Origin of the sequence: Pseudonocardia parietis, from assembly GCF_017876315.1 — a bacterium.
GTDB classification, from domain to species: Bacteria; Actinomycetota; Actinomycetes; order Mycobacteriales; family Pseudonocardiaceae; genus Pseudonocardia; species Pseudonocardia parietis.
This window is the reverse complement of sequence record NZ_JAGINU010000001.1, coordinates 3,451,607-3,466,214: the sequence shown is the minus strand read 5'-3', so window position 1 is coordinate 3,466,214 and position 14,608 is coordinate 3,451,607. Positions and strand designations below refer to the sequence as shown.

At 71.9% G+C, this 14,608-nt stretch carries 15 protein-coding genes; 6 read left to right on the top strand and 9 right to left on the bottom strand.

Translation table 11 applies throughout. The annotated features are described in order from the left end of the window. Position 1: 1 nt before the first annotated feature. The 4 genes from JOF36_RS16470 to JOF36_RS16455 form a co-directional block, all read right to left on the bottom strand. Positions 2 to 481, bottom strand: coding sequence for a hypothetical protein (locus tag JOF36_RS16470; RefSeq protein ID WP_210027747.1), 480 nt, complete (start codon positions 479 to 481; stop codon positions 2 to 4). After that, on the bottom strand, positions 478 to 1,287 hold the full coding sequence (locus tag JOF36_RS16465; RefSeq protein WP_210027745.1) for a class I SAM-dependent methyltransferase: 810 nt from the start codon (positions 1,285 to 1,287) through the stop codon (positions 478 to 480). The genes JOF36_RS16470 and JOF36_RS16465 overlap by 4 nt, the downstream gene beginning before the upstream one ends. Before the next feature lie 69 nt (positions 1,288 to 1,356). Next, positions 1,357 to 2,304: a CPBP family intramembrane glutamic endopeptidase gene (locus JOF36_RS16460; protein WP_210027743.1), complete on the bottom strand. Its 948-nt coding sequence runs from the start codon at positions 2,302 to 2,304 to the stop codon at positions 1,357 to 1,359. Next, positions 2,288 to 2,944 (bottom strand): hypothetical protein, encoded by a 657-nt coding sequence (locus tag JOF36_RS16455; RefSeq protein WP_210027741.1) that lies wholly within the window; start codon positions 2,942 to 2,944, stop codon positions 2,288 to 2,290. The genes JOF36_RS16460 and JOF36_RS16455 overlap by 17 nt, the downstream gene beginning before the upstream one ends. Positions 2,945 to 3,044: 100 nt before the next feature. Here JOF36_RS16455 and JOF36_RS16450 point away from each other — a divergent pair, with 100 nt between their 5' ends. From JOF36_RS16450 to JOF36_RS16440, 3 genes are all read left to right on the top strand, one after another. Further along, a complete protein-coding gene (locus JOF36_RS16450) occupies positions 3,045 to 3,653 on the top strand; it encodes a TetR/AcrR family transcriptional regulator (RefSeq protein WP_210027740.1) in 609 nt (202 codons plus the stop codon). Between the two features lie 405 nt (positions 3,654 to 4,058). Then, positions 4,059 to 6,131 carry a DEAD/DEAH box helicase gene (locus JOF36_RS16445; RefSeq protein ID WP_210027739.1) on the top strand — a complete coding sequence of 691 codons (2,073 nt, stop codon included), beginning with the start codon at positions 4,059 to 4,061 and terminating at the stop codon, positions 6,129 to 6,131. A 150-nt stretch (positions 6,132 to 6,281) separates the two neighbouring features. Further along, the gene (locus JOF36_RS16440) at positions 6,282 to 6,668 is read left to right on the top strand and encodes a hypothetical protein (protein WP_210027738.1); all 387 of its coding nucleotides are present in this window, start codon (positions 6,282 to 6,284) and stop codon (positions 6,666 to 6,668) included. 110 nt (positions 6,669 to 6,778) lie between these two features. Here the strand turns inward: JOF36_RS16440 and JOF36_RS16435 are convergent, their stop codons facing one another. Beyond that, a complete protein-coding gene (locus tag JOF36_RS16435; RefSeq protein WP_210027737.1) occupies positions 6,779 to 7,204 on the bottom strand; it encodes a hypothetical protein in 426 nt (141 codons plus the stop codon). A gap of 205 nt (positions 7,205 to 7,409) precedes the next feature. On the opposite strand from JOF36_RS16435, the gene JOF36_RS16430 reads away from it, so the two are divergent. Both JOF36_RS16430 and JOF36_RS16425 read left to right on the top strand, forming a co-directional pair. After that, positions 7,410 to 8,165: an esterase/lipase family protein gene (locus tag JOF36_RS16430; protein ID WP_210027736.1), complete on the top strand. Its 756-nt coding sequence runs from the start codon at positions 7,410 to 7,412 to the stop codon at positions 8,163 to 8,165. Positions 8,166 to 8,601: 436 nt separating this feature from the next. After that, on the top strand, positions 8,602 to 9,408 hold the full coding sequence (locus JOF36_RS16425) for a sigma-70 family RNA polymerase sigma factor (protein WP_307862419.1): 807 nt from the start codon (positions 8,602 to 8,604) through the stop codon (positions 9,406 to 9,408). A 33-nt stretch (positions 9,409 to 9,441) separates the two neighbouring features. Here JOF36_RS16425 and JOF36_RS16420 read toward each other — a convergent pair whose 3' ends face one another. The 4 genes from JOF36_RS16420 to JOF36_RS16410 form a co-directional block, all read right to left on the bottom strand. Next, entirely contained in the window at positions 9,442 to 10,458 is a 1,017-nt protein-coding gene (locus JOF36_RS16420) for a cobalamin B12-binding domain-containing protein (protein WP_210027735.1), read from the bottom strand. After that, positions 10,455 to 11,615, bottom strand: coding sequence for a PP2C family protein-serine/threonine phosphatase (locus JOF36_RS39095; protein WP_307862418.1), 1,161 nt, complete (start codon positions 11,613 to 11,615; stop codon positions 10,455 to 10,457). Before JOF36_RS39095 ends, JOF36_RS16420 begins: the two co-directional genes overlap by 4 nt. Beyond that, on the bottom strand, positions 11,612 to 12,100 hold the full coding sequence (locus JOF36_RS39090) for a nitrogen regulation protein NR(II) (RefSeq protein WP_245350872.1): 489 nt from the start codon (positions 12,098 to 12,100) through the stop codon (positions 11,612 to 11,614). The genes JOF36_RS39095 and JOF36_RS39090 overlap by 4 nt, the downstream gene beginning before the upstream one ends. A gap of 660 nt (positions 12,101 to 12,760) precedes the next feature. Then, positions 12,761 to 13,501, bottom strand: a complete 741-nt coding sequence (locus JOF36_RS16410; RefSeq protein ID WP_210027734.1) for a GAF and ANTAR domain-containing protein — start codon at positions 13,499 to 13,501, stop codon at positions 12,761 to 12,763. A 226-nt stretch (positions 13,502 to 13,727) separates the two neighbouring features. On the opposite strand from JOF36_RS16410, the gene JOF36_RS16405 reads away from it, so the two are divergent. Continuing rightward, entirely contained in the window at positions 13,728 to 14,585 is an 858-nt protein-coding gene (locus JOF36_RS16405; protein ID WP_210026896.1) for an IS5 family transposase, read from the top strand. Positions 14,586 to 14,608 lie beyond the last annotated feature (23 nt).

The window sequence follows — 14,608 nt, the reverse complement described above, 5'->3', positions numbered from 1 at the left end:
GTCACTCCGCTGCCACGCTGCTCGGCCGAGGCGAGACGAAGTACTCGCGCACCGACCGTGGCCACCACAGCAGGGCGATGATCCCGATGTGGAGCACGTCGCCCGCGATCGCCCACCAGAAGTACTCGGGGCCGTTCGTCATCGAGTCGATGCTGCTGAGGCTCGCCAGAACCAGCGCGACGGTCAGCGCGACGCGGGCCCAGCGACGCCGCCGGAGCGTCCTGAACCCCAGCCACAGCAGGACGGCGCCGTAGAGCAGATGCAGGACCGCCGCGTACGCGATCGCCGCCGACACGCCGAACTCCACGTCGCCGGGGCTCAGCGACGGGTCCTGACGGATCACCGAGGCAGCGGTGGCGGCGGGATCGAGCGCCATCAGTACCGGCAGCGCCGCCAGCACCACCAGCAGCGCGAGAAGACACGCCCCGGCGAGACGCAGCGGTGCGGGAACGGGTACGGGTACGTCGTCGGTACCGGTCATCGCGCGGCCCGACCCGGGGTGTCGTCGAGGGGCCGCCTGCCCCAGGTCGAGATCGTCAGGTAGGAGCTCACGACGAACGCGGGATCGCTCAGCGAGGCGCGCACGCCGTCGAGGTCCCCGGCCGTGACCAGGCCCGTGCCGAGCAGCCGGTCCTCGAGCTGGCGGGAGTTGATCTCCAGCCAGCGTGCTCCGTCGCCGCCCCCGGGCCAGGGCTGCGCACCGGCGTGCGACCCGATCTCGACCAGTCCGAGATCCTGAACCGCCTGGTAGGCGTGCACACCCCATTCGACGTCGGCGCCGGCCTGCTCCAGCACGGCGCACAGGGCGCGGTGGAACCGGGCGAACACCACGCCGGCCGCGGGGTCGGTCGTCGCCAGGACCCGGAGCCAGGTGCAGTCGAACTCACCGAGCAGCAGCCATCCGCCCGGTTTCAGCGCCCGGACCATCCGAGCCAGTGCCCGACGACGCTCGGGCAGGTGCAGCAGCACCAGCCGGGCATGAACCAGGTCGAACTCTCCCTCGGGGAGCTCGTCGGTGACGATGTCGTGCTGCCGTACCTCGACGTTCCCCCGGCTGCGGAGGCCGTCCGGGGCCGTGTCGGTGACCAGCACCGACCCGGTCTCCCCCACCTTTTCGCCGAGCCGGTCCGCCACCGAGCCACCGCCGCCACCCACGTCCAGGCACCGCCAGCCCTGCCCCACGCCGAGGCTCTCCAGCCGCGCGAACGTGATCGGGTCCAGGCACCGTTGCATGGCCTCCCGCTGCTCGTCGACGAGATCGGTCGCGCCGAAGACATAGCCGTTCACCGGCCACCTTCCTCTCAGCTCGGGGCCGCGGCAGGCAGATCACTCCGTGATTTTGCTAGCACGACTGTACTACCAAGAATCGCGTTCGGCTCCCGAATATGCTGCTGCGCGGCTGCGACCGGCCGGCCGAGGAGTTCGCACCGGCCCCGACTGCCTGGTGCACAGCCACACCACCGCCGCGACGAGGGCGACGGCGCCCATGGACGGGAGGACGCCGGCGGCCGTCACAGCGCCCACGGACCGGTTCGCGAGCGACTCGGCGAGGTCGTCGTGCAGGGCGACGGTGAACAGGAAGGAGAGCGTGTTGTTCATGGCGTGCACGACGATCGCGACCTCGATGCCCCCGGTACGCCAGGTGACGATCGCCAGTGCGACGGCGACGACGACGACGTAGCTGAGATTCAGCCACGGGTCGGTCGCCGCGTGGATGATCGTGAAAACGGCACCGGACACCACGACACCGAGGACCAGTCCCGCCCGCGGTCCGCGCGCCCAGCTTCCGGCGACCCGGAAGACGAGACCGCGCAGCCCGTACTCCTCCCCCGCCGACTGCAGGGGCGTCAGGAGCAGGGTGACGGCCAGGAATCCGATCACGGTCGCGAACGACCACTCCGCCGACCGGCCGGGCCCGTTCGCCGCGCTCTGGGCGACCACGACGAGCACCCACAGCGGGCCGACCAGCAACAACGCCCGTCCGAACAGACCGAACCTGACGTGCGAGACCACGGAGTGGAGCGAGGCGCCGCGCACGCCGTAGAGCCACCGCTGGATGAGCATGCTCCACGGGGTGAGCAGGGCGATCGAGGCCAGAGCGGCGCCGTGCTGGAGCGGGGTGTAGCCGGTGTTGCCCCACCGCGCGTCGATCGCCGCGGCGCCCCCGACGAGCAGCGCGGCGAAGACCAGCATCCCTGCGAGCAGGAGCGCGATCGCAATGATGCCGCGTCCGATACGCCGCTTCTCCCCGGCGAGGACCCGGTGGTACTCCACGCCGGCCGGGCCGTCAGTTCCCGCCGGCATCGAGGAACCAGTGGTAGCGCAGCCGCAGTGCGCGTTCGGTGCTCGCCAGCGCGGCACCGAGACCGAGCGTGACGTTGAGCCAGAGCGGCAGGTGGATCGGCGACTCGAACACGCCGAGGTTCTCGGCGATGGGAGGTATCCGGGAGATCGGTTCGATGATCTGCAGGAGGTTGAGACCCACGCCGACCATGAGCATGATCACCGAGACGACGCCGAGCAACCGGCTCACCGACGGGCGGTCGCGCTCGAGGCGGGCGCGGCGCCCCTCGGCCGACTTCGGGTCCGGGACGAGCTGGCGCTCCGTGCCGTCGGCGGCGACGTAGTGACAGCGCCTGACACCGGCGCCGGTCGTCGCCACCTCGATCGCGCCACCCTCGACCGGGAAGACGGCAGGGACCTTGGACACGGCGTGCCGGCGGCCGTCGCGGTAGAGCTGTGCCCGGACCACGCCGTCCTTCCCGTCGCCCTGGTGGCGCACATCGACGCTGTACACGACCCGGCGACCGTCGTCCCCGGTCAGCTGAAGATGCAGCAACGCACGCCCGAGAAACATCTGCCACCAGCGAAAACGCTTCAGCGGGCGCCCGTCACCGGGCTTCACCCGCTGGACGGCCCGACGCCGCCGCCAGTCCTTCAACATGCCTACCCCCGACACTCGAGCGACTCTTCTAACACACTGTGTTAGTCACTGGTCGGGACGCTAACACGGTGTGTTAGTACGATGCGAGAGGAGGTGCACGATGGAGCAGGACAAGGCGAACCTCAGCAGCCGGGACAAGATCCTCCGAGCGGCCATGGAGATGTTCGGCGAGGACCCCGGTGCGAAGCTGTCCGTGCGAGCGGTGGCGGCACGGGCCGGACTGAGCACGGGCTCGCTCCGGTACCACTTCCCGACCCAGCGCGAGCTCCAGGACGAGGTGCTCACCCGCATCTACGACCTCGTCATCTCCGACGACCGGATCCACGACAGCTCGGTGCCCGCCCGGGACCGGCTGGTCGACTGCCTCCGGCAGGTGCTCACCCGCGTCGGGGTGGGGGAACGAGCCCGAGAAGGCATGCGCAAGGTCGTCGACGAGTTCGTCGTTCCCGAGCCGACCGAGGAGATCCACGCGGCATACCTCGCCGTGGAACGAGAGGCACGTCGCCGCGTCGAGTACTGGCTGACTGCCCTCACGAACGACGGCGCCCTTCCCGAGGGCGACAACACCCGGCGGGCGAGATTCCTGATCACCGTCGTGAACGGGCTCGGCCTCGAGAGGGCGTTGCCCGCCGAGGACTCGATCCTGCAGTCCGAGACCGAGACCCTCTACACGGCCGTCGACTGTGTCCTGGGTTCCCGATCCTCATGACCTCGCTCCGCCCCGGGAGGGCCCGGGCATCCTCGCGCGAGTGAGGTCACACCGGGTGGCGGCCACCGCCCGGCCGATGCCGATCGCGCGTCCGGCCCGGGCGCGATAGGATGGATCAGAAGCGTCCGGCAAATCGACCGGACGCGCGGTTATCGGGTTCGGACCGTTCGGTCCCTCGGCAGCAACTCCCTGCAGGCTCGGGTCGCCACTCGGCGCACCCCCTCAGGGTGCCTTCGACGCCCGTCGCCCGACCGCAGCACCGTGCGCGGTGGGGGCAGCCACGGCCGCCCCGCCGTGTATCCAGAAGGAGGAAAGTTCTTGGCTCGACGAGGCAGGCCCCAGACCAGGGCTCGCCGTGACGCACCGAAGGACCGTAGGCGCGGCCGTGACCACGGTGGCGACGTCATGTCGGTCCTGGCGAACTCCGTCCGGGAGGTCCAGACCGCCCTGCGGAACGGCAGGGTGACACCTGCGACGCGCACGAAGTTCCAGGCGGTCACGCTGCTGCTGCGCAACGAGCGGGCCCAGGTTCTCGCGGACGAGAACAGCAGCGAGGCACACCGGGCCGAGCGGCTCAAGCGCCTCGACGGTCTCGCGATGACCCTGGCGTCCACCGCCGTCCGCGATGCGGACCTGCTGGCACTGCTCAGCGAGGACGCCGTCGTCTCCGACGAGGCCCGGTCGCTCACCCGCGACGTGCTCCGCAAGGCGGGTGTCGAGCCGGTCCCCGGGACGGTCGTCGACGACCCGCCTCCCGCGGAGCCCTCCGCGGAGCCCGCCCGGCCCGGGGTGGTGCCGCAGTCGGTCGTCTCGCGGCAGATGGCCAACCCCTTCCTCGCACCCGACTTCTCGGCCGCCACCCGGCCGAACGCGCCCCGGCCCACCCCGCTGACCGGCTGGGAACTGCTCGAGCCGCTGCTCCGGTCGTTCGAGCGCGCCGGTACCGGGGCCTCGGCGTGCATGCCCCTGCCGGAACCGGCCGGCCGGCGCGGACCGCGCGGTGCGGAGCTCATGGCGCACCAGGCCCAGCTGGTCGCCGCGGCCGCGGCCGGGCACCGGACGTTCCTGCTCGCCGACGAGCCGGGCCTCGGCAAGACGGCCCAGGCGCTGCTCGCCGCCGAGGCCGCGGACGCCTACCCGCTGCTCGTCGTCGTGCCCAACGTCGTGAAGACGAACTGGGTGCGTGAGGCCGAGCGGTGGACGCCCCGGCGGCCGGCCACCGTGATCTACGGCGACGGTGACTCCATCGACGGCTTCGCCGACGTCGTCGTCGTCAACTACGACGTGCTGGACCGGCACGTCGGGTGGCTCGGCGACTTCGGCTTCCGCGGGATGGTCATCGACGAGGCGCACTTCATCAAGAACAAGACCTCCCAGCGCTCGCGGCACGTCCTGGAGCTCTCCGAGCGCATCCGGGGCTACACCGCCCGTCCGCTGCTGATGGCCCTCACCGGTACCCCGCTGATCAACGACATCGAGGACTTCCTCGCCATCTGGCAGTTCCTCGGCTGGATCGACGGGAAGAAGCCGCTCCCCGAGCTGATGGACGCCCTGACCTCGACCGGCCTGACACCCGCCGACCCACGCTTCTACGCCGCCGCCCGCCAGTGCGTCGTCGACCACGGCATCGTCCGCCGGCGCAAGGTCGACGTCGCCGCCGACATCCCGGCGCGTCGCATCGCCGACCTCCCCGTCGAGCTGGACGGTCCGACCGGCCGGTCCATCCGAGCGGCCGAGCGCGATCTCGCCCGCCGGATGGTGGAGCGCTACTCCGACGCGCTCGCCAACCGACGGGCCGGCGCCGTCGTCGAGGGCATCGACCACGACCTCGTGCGCCAGGTCGCCAAGTGGGAGCAGAAGGACGCGACGAACTCCCCCGGTGGCGACAACGTGTTCGGCACGATGCGCCGCATCGGCCGGGCGAAGGCCGGCCTCGCCGCCGACTACGCCGCGCAGCTCGCTCGCAGCGCGGGCAAGGTCGTGTTCTTCGCCAAGCACGTCGACGTGATGGACACGGCCGAGGAGACGTTCACGAAGCAGGGCGTCCGGTTCGCCTCGATCCGCGGCGACCAGACTCCGGCCGCGCGCCAACGCAACATCGACGCCTTCGTCGAGGACCCGGACGTCGCCGTCGCGGTCTGCTCGCTCACCGCGGCCGGCGTCGGCATCAACCTGCAGGTCGCGTCGAACATCGTGCTTGCGGAACTGTCCTGGACCGCCGCGGAACAGACCCAGGCCATCGACCGCAGCCACCGCATCGGCCAGACCCAGCCCGTCACCGCGTGGCGCATCATCGCCGCACAGACGATCGACGCCCGGATCGCCGAGCTGATCGACGGCAAGGCCGGCCTCGCCGCCCAGGCCCTCGACGGCGTCGAGGACGAGGGCGGGACGTCGGGCGACGTGCAGCACGAGGCGCTCGTCGCGCTGCTCACCGATGCGTTGTCGGAGGATCCGGCGCACGCGTCCTCAGCCTGAGCTCACCGGAGCAGGCTCTCGACCCGGCCGCGGCGACGATGCGGGCGTTCCGCGGAACGCGATCGCCCGGTCCTCTGACGACGCTGCGCGCGGCGTCGGCGCGCAGCGGCCGGGACTCGGCGGGGTGTACCGCCGAGACGTCGGCCGGTGATGACTGCCCCCACTGTCCGCGGCGCGCTCACCGACCGCGGTTTCGTCGTGCACTACCTGCAGATGCTCGCCGCCATGGGCGTGGGAATGCTCGTGCTCGGGCCGCTGTCGATGTTCGTCGGCGACGTGGGCGTCGAGGCGCACAGCCTGCTGATGGCGACTTGGATGACGGCCGGGATGGCCGCCTGGATGGTGTGGCGGCGGCACTCGTGGCCGGCGATCGCCGAGATGGGATCGGCGATGTACCTGTCGTTCGTGGTGCTGTTCCCCGGGTACTGGCTCGGCGCCCTCTCCGGGCACGACGTCATGGTCGCCGGCCACGTGCTGATGTTGCCCGCCATGGCGCTGGCGATGCTGCACCGCCGCGAGGAGTACCTCCACCGCTGACGCCGGTTACGGCCTTCGGTAGCTCGGTCCGCGGCGCCCTGGACATCTCGCGAGCGGGGCCGGATGTCACACGGGAGCGGCTGCGGGCGAGCCGGGGCCCGAGCACGGACCTACGCGGCGTGGCCCTCGACGGCCGCCGCCAGCGCCTCCGGATCCTGCACGGTGACGGTGACGGCGGGATGGACCAGTACGCCGAGTGGTTCGAGGCCGGGGACCGGCCGGTGGAACCGGATGCAGACCCCGCGCTCGGTGCTGGTGCCGAAGGTGACGCCGCGGTCGGCGAGCGGCAAGCGCGGACCGAGCACCTTCGACGCCCTGTACGGGCCGGTGACCTGCGCGCCCGCCAGGTTCCGGGTCGGGGTCGCGAGCGACCAGTGCCCGAAGCGCACCAATAGCCGGTCCTCGTCCAGCACGACCTCGGCGTCGGCCGGGTCGAGCACGCCGAAAGGCAGGAGCAGTACCCGGTACCGGGGGTCGATCGCGAAGCCGTACCGGGTGGGGCCGGTGGGGTCCGGGCGGGTGTCCGAGGCGTCCACCCCTCGGACCTACCCGCTGATCGGGCGGCCACGCACCGGATAGGCCTGTGCGCGACCCGACGGCGCCCGTTCGGTCCGAGTGGTGTGACCGGCCAGGCGCCGTTCGTACGGACTGGGGCGGTGTAGCCGACGTATCGGCGGGTAGCCGCGGCACCTTCCGGTTGAGCCAGCAGCCCACAACGACATCTATCGGCTGGGGTGACCGATGGCGACCGAACTGATCATCCGCGGCGTCGACCGGATCGCAGGCGCGGTTCTTCCTGTCCTCGACGGCGAGGCGCCGCACGGACCGAGCGACAAGGTTGAGGCCGCGCCGGTCACCGGAAATCCCGTGGTGCTCGTCGGCGGGCTCGCCACCACCGCGCGCGTGCTGACGCCGATGACGCAGTGGCTGACCGGCCTCGGCTACGACGCCACTCCGATGGCGATCGGCGCGGGGCTGGACTGCGCGCAACGCAGCGTCGACGTCCTGACCGACCGGATCCGTGACTGCGCCGAACAGGCCGGGCGACCGGTGCGACTGCTCGGCCACAGCCGCGGCGGGCAGTTCGCCCGTGCAGCCGGCGCGCAGAGCCCCGACCACGTGGCAGGCCTGGTCACCCTCGGGTCGCCGTTCGACCTGTTCAGCCTGGCCCTGCCCACCTTGGCCGTGGCGGCGACCGTCACCGTGGCCGGGACCGTGGGACTGCCCCATATGGCCCGGATGAGCTGCCTGTTCGGCGGCTGCTGCCGTCGCTTCCGGGAACTGTTGCGCGCTCCGTGGCCCGACGGGACGCCGTTCACCAGCATCTACAGCCGATCGGACCGGGTCGTTCCGGTCCGCGCCAGCATCGACGGATCCGCGCACAACGTCGAGGTGACGGGTAGCCACCTGGAGCTGCTCACCGGCCGTAGCGCCCGCCATGCCATCGCCGATGCGCTCGCCCGGTGCGACGGGGACACGAACCCGGCCGCGGCGTGAGCTCGGCTGCAGCTCGGGCCCTTTGCCGGCGCCCGCCGGCCTGCGGGAGTGATCATTTGCCCGGCGCCCGCCGGCCTACACGGGTGATCATCGGATCGGTGCCGATCGGTGCCATCCTCGGCACCGATCGGCACTGATCGAACGATCACCACTGACGAGCCCGGCCCCACCAGCTGACAGGTTCGGCGCCACCATCTGACGGTCCGGACGCCCCGGCCGCTCCCACCGTCGGCCCGGACGTCTACACCGGGCCGGAGCGTTCGGATCCGGCCGCACCGGCGCCGGGCCACCCCCGCTGATGGCCCGGGGCACCAGCGGTTGCGGCGCACGGGACCCGTTCCTACCGTGGTCCTCACCGGACACCGCGGTCTCGATCGCGTCCGGCCCGTTCAACGACGCAGCGGACTCGGTGACCACACGACCCGGGGAGATCTCCGTGCGCACACAGACCCGAATGCCCGCCCAGCGGACCCAGCCCACACGCCGCGACGGGCCCCACGGCTACGACGACCTCGAACCCGACCTGCGCCGGCTCGCCGCGATGCAACCCCACGACCCGGGCCGCGGGCCGTTGCGCGACCGGTTGATCTGCGAGTTCCTGCCCCTGGTCCGCAACCTCAGCCGCCGCTACCTCACCGCCACCCACTCCGCCGAGGACATCCAACAGGCCGCCACCCTCGGCCTGATCAAAGCCCTCGACCGCTACAACCCCGACGCCGCCACCGGCGGGCCGCTCGGCTACCTCATCCCCAGCGTCCGCGGTGAGATCCTGCGCTACCTGCGCGACCACAGCTGGGCCCTGCGGGTCCCGCGCGACCTCAAAGAACTCGGCGTCGGCATCAACCGCGCCACCATCACACTCACCCAACGCCTCGGACGCGCACCCCGACCCAGCGAGCTCGCCGAGGAACTCGACACCACCATCGCCGACGTCGTCGAAGCACTCGGCGCACTCGAGTCCTACCGCGCAGCCTCCCTCGACATCCCCGGCCCCGACGGCGAACTCACCCTCGGCGAGCGGCTGGGCGCCGACGATCCCGACCTCGAGGCCGCGACGATGCGCGACGAGCTGCGGGAGCGGATCGACGCCCTACCCCCACGCGAACGGCGCATCCTGCTGCTGCGCTTCTTCGGCGACCGCACCCAGTCCGAGATCGCCGCCGAGATCGGCGTCTCCCAGATGCACGTCTCCCGCCTGCTCAGCCGCGTCGTCGCCCGACTGCGGGAAGAACTCGGCGGCTGAACCCTCCGGCCCGCAGCGGACCGGTCGACATCGTCATCGCGTGGCCGATGCTGAGGCCAGCAGGTGCGCGGCGCGGGGCGACTCGCGCAGTTCCGCGCCCAGTAGCTCGAGGGCCGACACCAGCACGTGGGCCGGGGCCGAGCGGGCCGCGCGGATCGACGTGCTCCAGTCGAGGAAGTCGGTGAAGACGCCGGCGTCACCGGTGTAGAGCGCGGCGGCGAGGAAGTCGACGGTGTGCCGGACGTCCTCGGTGGTCCGCAGCATCTGCCTGTCGTCGTCCGCCATCTGCGGGTACTGCTCGGTCAGCCGTTCCAGCACCGAGGCGGCGAGTGCCGGCGCGTTCCGGCTGACCAGGCCGAACTCCTGGTCGGACACGGAGGGCAGGTCGGCCGACCGGGCGTGCGGGTGCGCCGGTCTCGGCAGACCGGCCGCGAGGATGTCCGCCGCCGCCCGCGCGTCGGGTGCCCACGCGTCCGCGCCCAGCAGCCGGGCGTACCGGCCGTCCCTACCGAAGGCGGGCCCTCCGACGAGCACCGGGACGCCCGCCGCCCGGCATGCGGAGATGGTGGCGTGCGCGGTGGGCAACCGGGTCGCGAGCGACGACGACAGCGCCACCGCGTCCGGACCGGTGCGGTGCAGGTGGGCGACCAGGTGCTCGGCCGGTACCCGGGCACTCAGGTGGTCGACGTCGAAGCCGCGCAGCCGGAGGACCTCGGTGAGCAGCCGGGCGGGCAGCGCGTGCCACTCACCGTCCACACACGCCACGGTGACCCGGCCGCGACCACCGGTGCCACGCCCGTCGGCCGGCACGACCGAGCTGATGATCCGCTCGTTGATCGCCGTCGCCCCGTGCTCCTGAGCCACGGAGAGCCGGTCCGCGGCCCATTCGACGCCGACCTCGGCCTGCACCGCGCCGATCACGTCGAGCAGCACGGACTCGGCGGCCACGCCGTCACGCAGGGCGTCGGCGACGACGTCGGCCGCCGCGTACTCGTCGGCGCGTGACACCGCGTCCCAGAGCAGCGTGACGTAGTGGTCGGTCCGGGTCACGCGGTGCCCCGGCCCGGGCCGTCGACCGCATCGGGACGGGGTTCGCGGGGTGCGGTGATGGCCAGTACGGCCATGTCGTCGTGGCTGTTGCTGCCGGCCCACTCGGCGGCGACCATCTGCACCCGTTCGACGACGGCCTCGGCCGGCAGCCCGGCACATTCGGCGGCGACACGGTGCAGGCGTTCCTCGCCGAACAGGTCCCGGCCCAGCGCACCGCCGTGGGCCTCGGTGATCCCGTCGGTGTAGAGCAGGCAGGTCTCGCCGGGGGCCAGCACCGTCTCGACGGTGGTGGCCTCGGCCGAGGGAAGCACGCCGACCAGCGTGCCCCGTGTCGCGGCCTCCTCGACCCGGCCGTCGGCCCGGATGAGCAGCGGCGCCGGGTGGCCGGCGCAGGTCAGGCGCAGCGCGACGCGGGGACCCCGGCGTGTCACGGAGGCGAGCACGAGGGTGACGAAGCGGGCGTCGGCGGCGTCGGTCAGCAGGGCGCCGTTGAGCAGTGTCAGCATGCGCTGGTGGTCGCCGGCGAGCGGCAGCAGCACCTGCAGCGCGCTGCGGATCTTGCCGGTGAGTACGGCCGCTTCCAGCCCTTTGCCGCACACGTCGCCGAGGACGGCGAGGATCTCCTCGCCGTCCCCGGCCCCCGGGTGCACATCGTAGAAGTCGCCGCCGACTCGTCCGTGGTCCTGCGCGGGCCGGTATCCGCCGGCGAAGTCGATGCCCGCGACCTGCTGCAACGTCGGCGGGAGCAGGTCGCGCATCAGCGTTTCGGTGATCGAGGCCTGCTGGGCGAACGTCCGGGCCGCGGACATCGCGAACCCGGCCCGGCCGGCGAACTCCCGCAGCGTCACCTCGTCGTCCTCACCGAACGGGCCGGTACCGGCCCGGCGCAGCAGGACCAGAGCCCCGGCCGGGACGCCGTGCCCCGGCAGCGAGGCGACGACGATCGAACCGACCTCGCCGAGACCGGCGGGGACGAGCCAGTCGGGCGCGACCGCGGGGTCGATCCGGCGGGACGGGACCGGCGGGAAGCCCCGCAGTGCCTCCGCCATGCCGGGCACCTGATCGGGATCGACGCGCAGCGACATCCCGCGGGCCGGGCCGCCCGCACGCACCGCCGTCGCGACCCGGAACTGCTCGCGGCCCTCGGATGTGATCACCAGCGCCCGTCGGCCGGCCCGCTCCCGCTCACCGCGAGCTCGGCGATCACCTGGGTGCAGCGCAGCGGGTTCAGCGAGCCCGACAGCGCCGCCGACGCCTCGGACAGGAACGACGTCCGGGTCTGCTCGCGGCGCAGCTGGTCGCGCAGCGAGTCGACGTCGGTGACATCGGTCAGCCACCAGGTGACGGAGCCGTCGTGGTGCCGGACAGGCCGGCCCTGTACGGCACGACCGTCGACGACGTCGGAGACCGGGGCGGACGCGCCGCTGCGCACGTCCACCGATTCGTGCGCGGTCGCCAGCCGCGGTAGCACCTGCGCCAGGGGCTGTCCGGGGCGCAGCTGCGGCAGCTCGCCGTAGGCCGCGTCGTTGGCCTCGAGCACGGTGCCATCGACGCTGACCGTCAGCGCCGCCCAGGGCGCGGCGACCCAGCGTGCGTCGACCGTGGTGTCCGGTTCACCGGTCGGCTGCTGCGTGTCGGTCAAATCGTCGGCTCCTGGCTCTCGGCGTCCGGGAATCCCGGTCGGACATCGATCGGAGAGGAGGGCGTTCACGTTACCGCTTGGTCTCCCGCGATCCGCCCCGTCGCGCCACGGCGATCGCCGACGTCGGCGACCTCGATCGTCATCGGACCGACCCGGCAGGACGGCTTCCGGCCCGGCACAGGGTTCATCCGGCGCGCGCCGTCAGGGCCTCGGTCACGGTCGCGGACACCGGACCGGCGTCGAGGACCCAACGCATCACGTGGGCGGCCGGGGTGGTCGCATCGAGCTCGCGAGGCGGGATTCGCGAGCGGGTACCGGGCGCGCGTACTGGAGCACGTCGGAGGAGGCCGGGTCCTCGGGGGCAGGATTCGGCCTGGCGGCCATGGTCACGTGAGACCACCTCGGCAAGGGATCTTGCACCGTACCGGTGCGCGGAGCTCATCGTTCTGCGCCACACCAGAAAGACGGTGTCGGGCATCCGCTCCACGGCCGACGGTACGCAAATCGCGGACAGCGCTGCCATCCGCCCACGCCCTACGTGGCGCCTCGCAGAACCTCGACATCAAGCTCCACCACATCGCCTCCACCCCTGACCACCGGGCGGATCGACCTGTGAACGGCGTCGTCGGCTCGACGCCGTGAGCCGACCGATGCCGGGCGTCATCGACCCGAGGGTGGGGAGCTCGCCTTGTGGCGGCCCTCGGGGCTGGTCAGCCAGCGGGCGATGACGATGAGTTTGAGGTTGAGGTCCTGCGAGGAGCGCACCAGCATCTGGAAGGCGCGGTCCTCGTCGACGTCGAAGCGTTCCATCAGGATGCCCTTGGCCTGCCCGATCACGTCGCGGGTGTCCAGGGCCTGTTGCATGTGGGCGGCGTGGTCGACGCCGTAGAGCAGCACGGCGGCCTGGACGCCGAACAGTCCGGCGATGGTGCGGGAGGCATCGTCGAAGGCGTCGGGCTCGTGGGAGTAGAGGTTGAGCGCGGCACGGGTACCACCGTTGGTCGAGAGCTGGGTCGACAGGATCGACCGGTAGCCCTGCCCGACCGCCTGCGGGGCGAAGCGCGGCCACCGGTCGGCGTCCGGGCTGCTTGCCAGGTCCCGCGCGTGCACGATCCCGTCGGCCGGCGGCTCCATCGCCGCGGTGATGCAGGGGCCCTCGGTGAGCTCGGCCTGCAGCTCGTCGAGCTTGCGCACGTCCCCGCCGACCGGTGCACGGGAGCCGATGGTGCCGTCCTCGGTCATCGAGATGCCGCCGGCGTCGGCTCCCGGGACGGTGTCCACCGCGGCAGCCACGATCTGCGCGAGAGTCTGTTCGAGATCGCTGATGCTGCGCCGGCCCAGCAGCTCGTGGGCGGCTCTACGGAGCGAGACGACCAGTTGGTCGCTCTGGTCTGGCTGCATGTGCGGGTACCCCTCGCGACGAGTGAGGCACGGGCTGCAGCAGGAAGCCCTGGGCGAGAACGGCAGAGCCGTGGCGGCATACCGGAACGCGCGGCAACGAAGACCTGCGCCCGTCTCGGACTAAGAGCGTCCGGCAAATGAGGTCGCCGCGTGTCGTTGCAGGTAGAGGCACGGACCCAGAAGTGATCATGGGATTGCTGAAGTCCTGTGATCGCCTGGAGGGTCCGTGCCTCTGTTGCCAGCATCCCTGATCGAGCCGCTGTGGGTCGAGTTCGCTGACCTGATCGGGTCCGAACGACGGCCCGAGTTCTCCCCGACCCATCCGTGGGGCTGTCACCGCCGCCGGATCCCGGACCGGGTCGTGTTCGAACACGTGCTCGCCGCGCTGGTGCACGGCAGCGGCTACGAACGCCTCGCCTCACCGGGCTGCTCGGACCGCACCATCCGCCGCCGCCTTGACGACTGGGCCCGGGCCGGCGTCGGTCGAGAAACGCTGCGCCAGGCCCTGGCCGGCTACGACCAGATGATCGGACTCGACCTCGATGACCTGTCCGTGGACGGGTCGATCACCAAGTCCCCGTGCGGCGGTGAGGTATCCGGGCGCAGCCCGGTTGACCGGGGCAAACAGGGCACCAAACGCTCGGTGGCCGGCGACGGGAACGGGATCCCGCTGCACCTGGTCGCCGCCCGCGCCAATGATCACGACTCGCCGTTGCTCGAACCCACCCTGGCCGGGGTTTGCGACATGATCGGTCCGTTGCCCGATCTGCCGGGCATGCATCTGGACCGGGGCTACGACTCGGCCAAGACTCGCGACCTGCTCGAGGTCCTCGGCTATGACGCCCACATCGCGCTCAAGGGCGAACCCGCCCCGATCCAGGCTGGGCGGCGGTGGCCGGTCGAGCGCTTGCACGCGTGGATGAACGGGTTCGGCAAGCTGCGCCGGTTCACCGACAAGCGCCGCGACATCGCCGAGTTCTACCTCAACCTCGCCGCCGCGTTGACCGTGATCCGCCGCCTGATCAACCGCGCACGCGTGCTCTACCGCTGGCCCACCCGGCCGACCACCCGCCGACTCCGCTGAACATCATTTGCCGGACGCTCTAA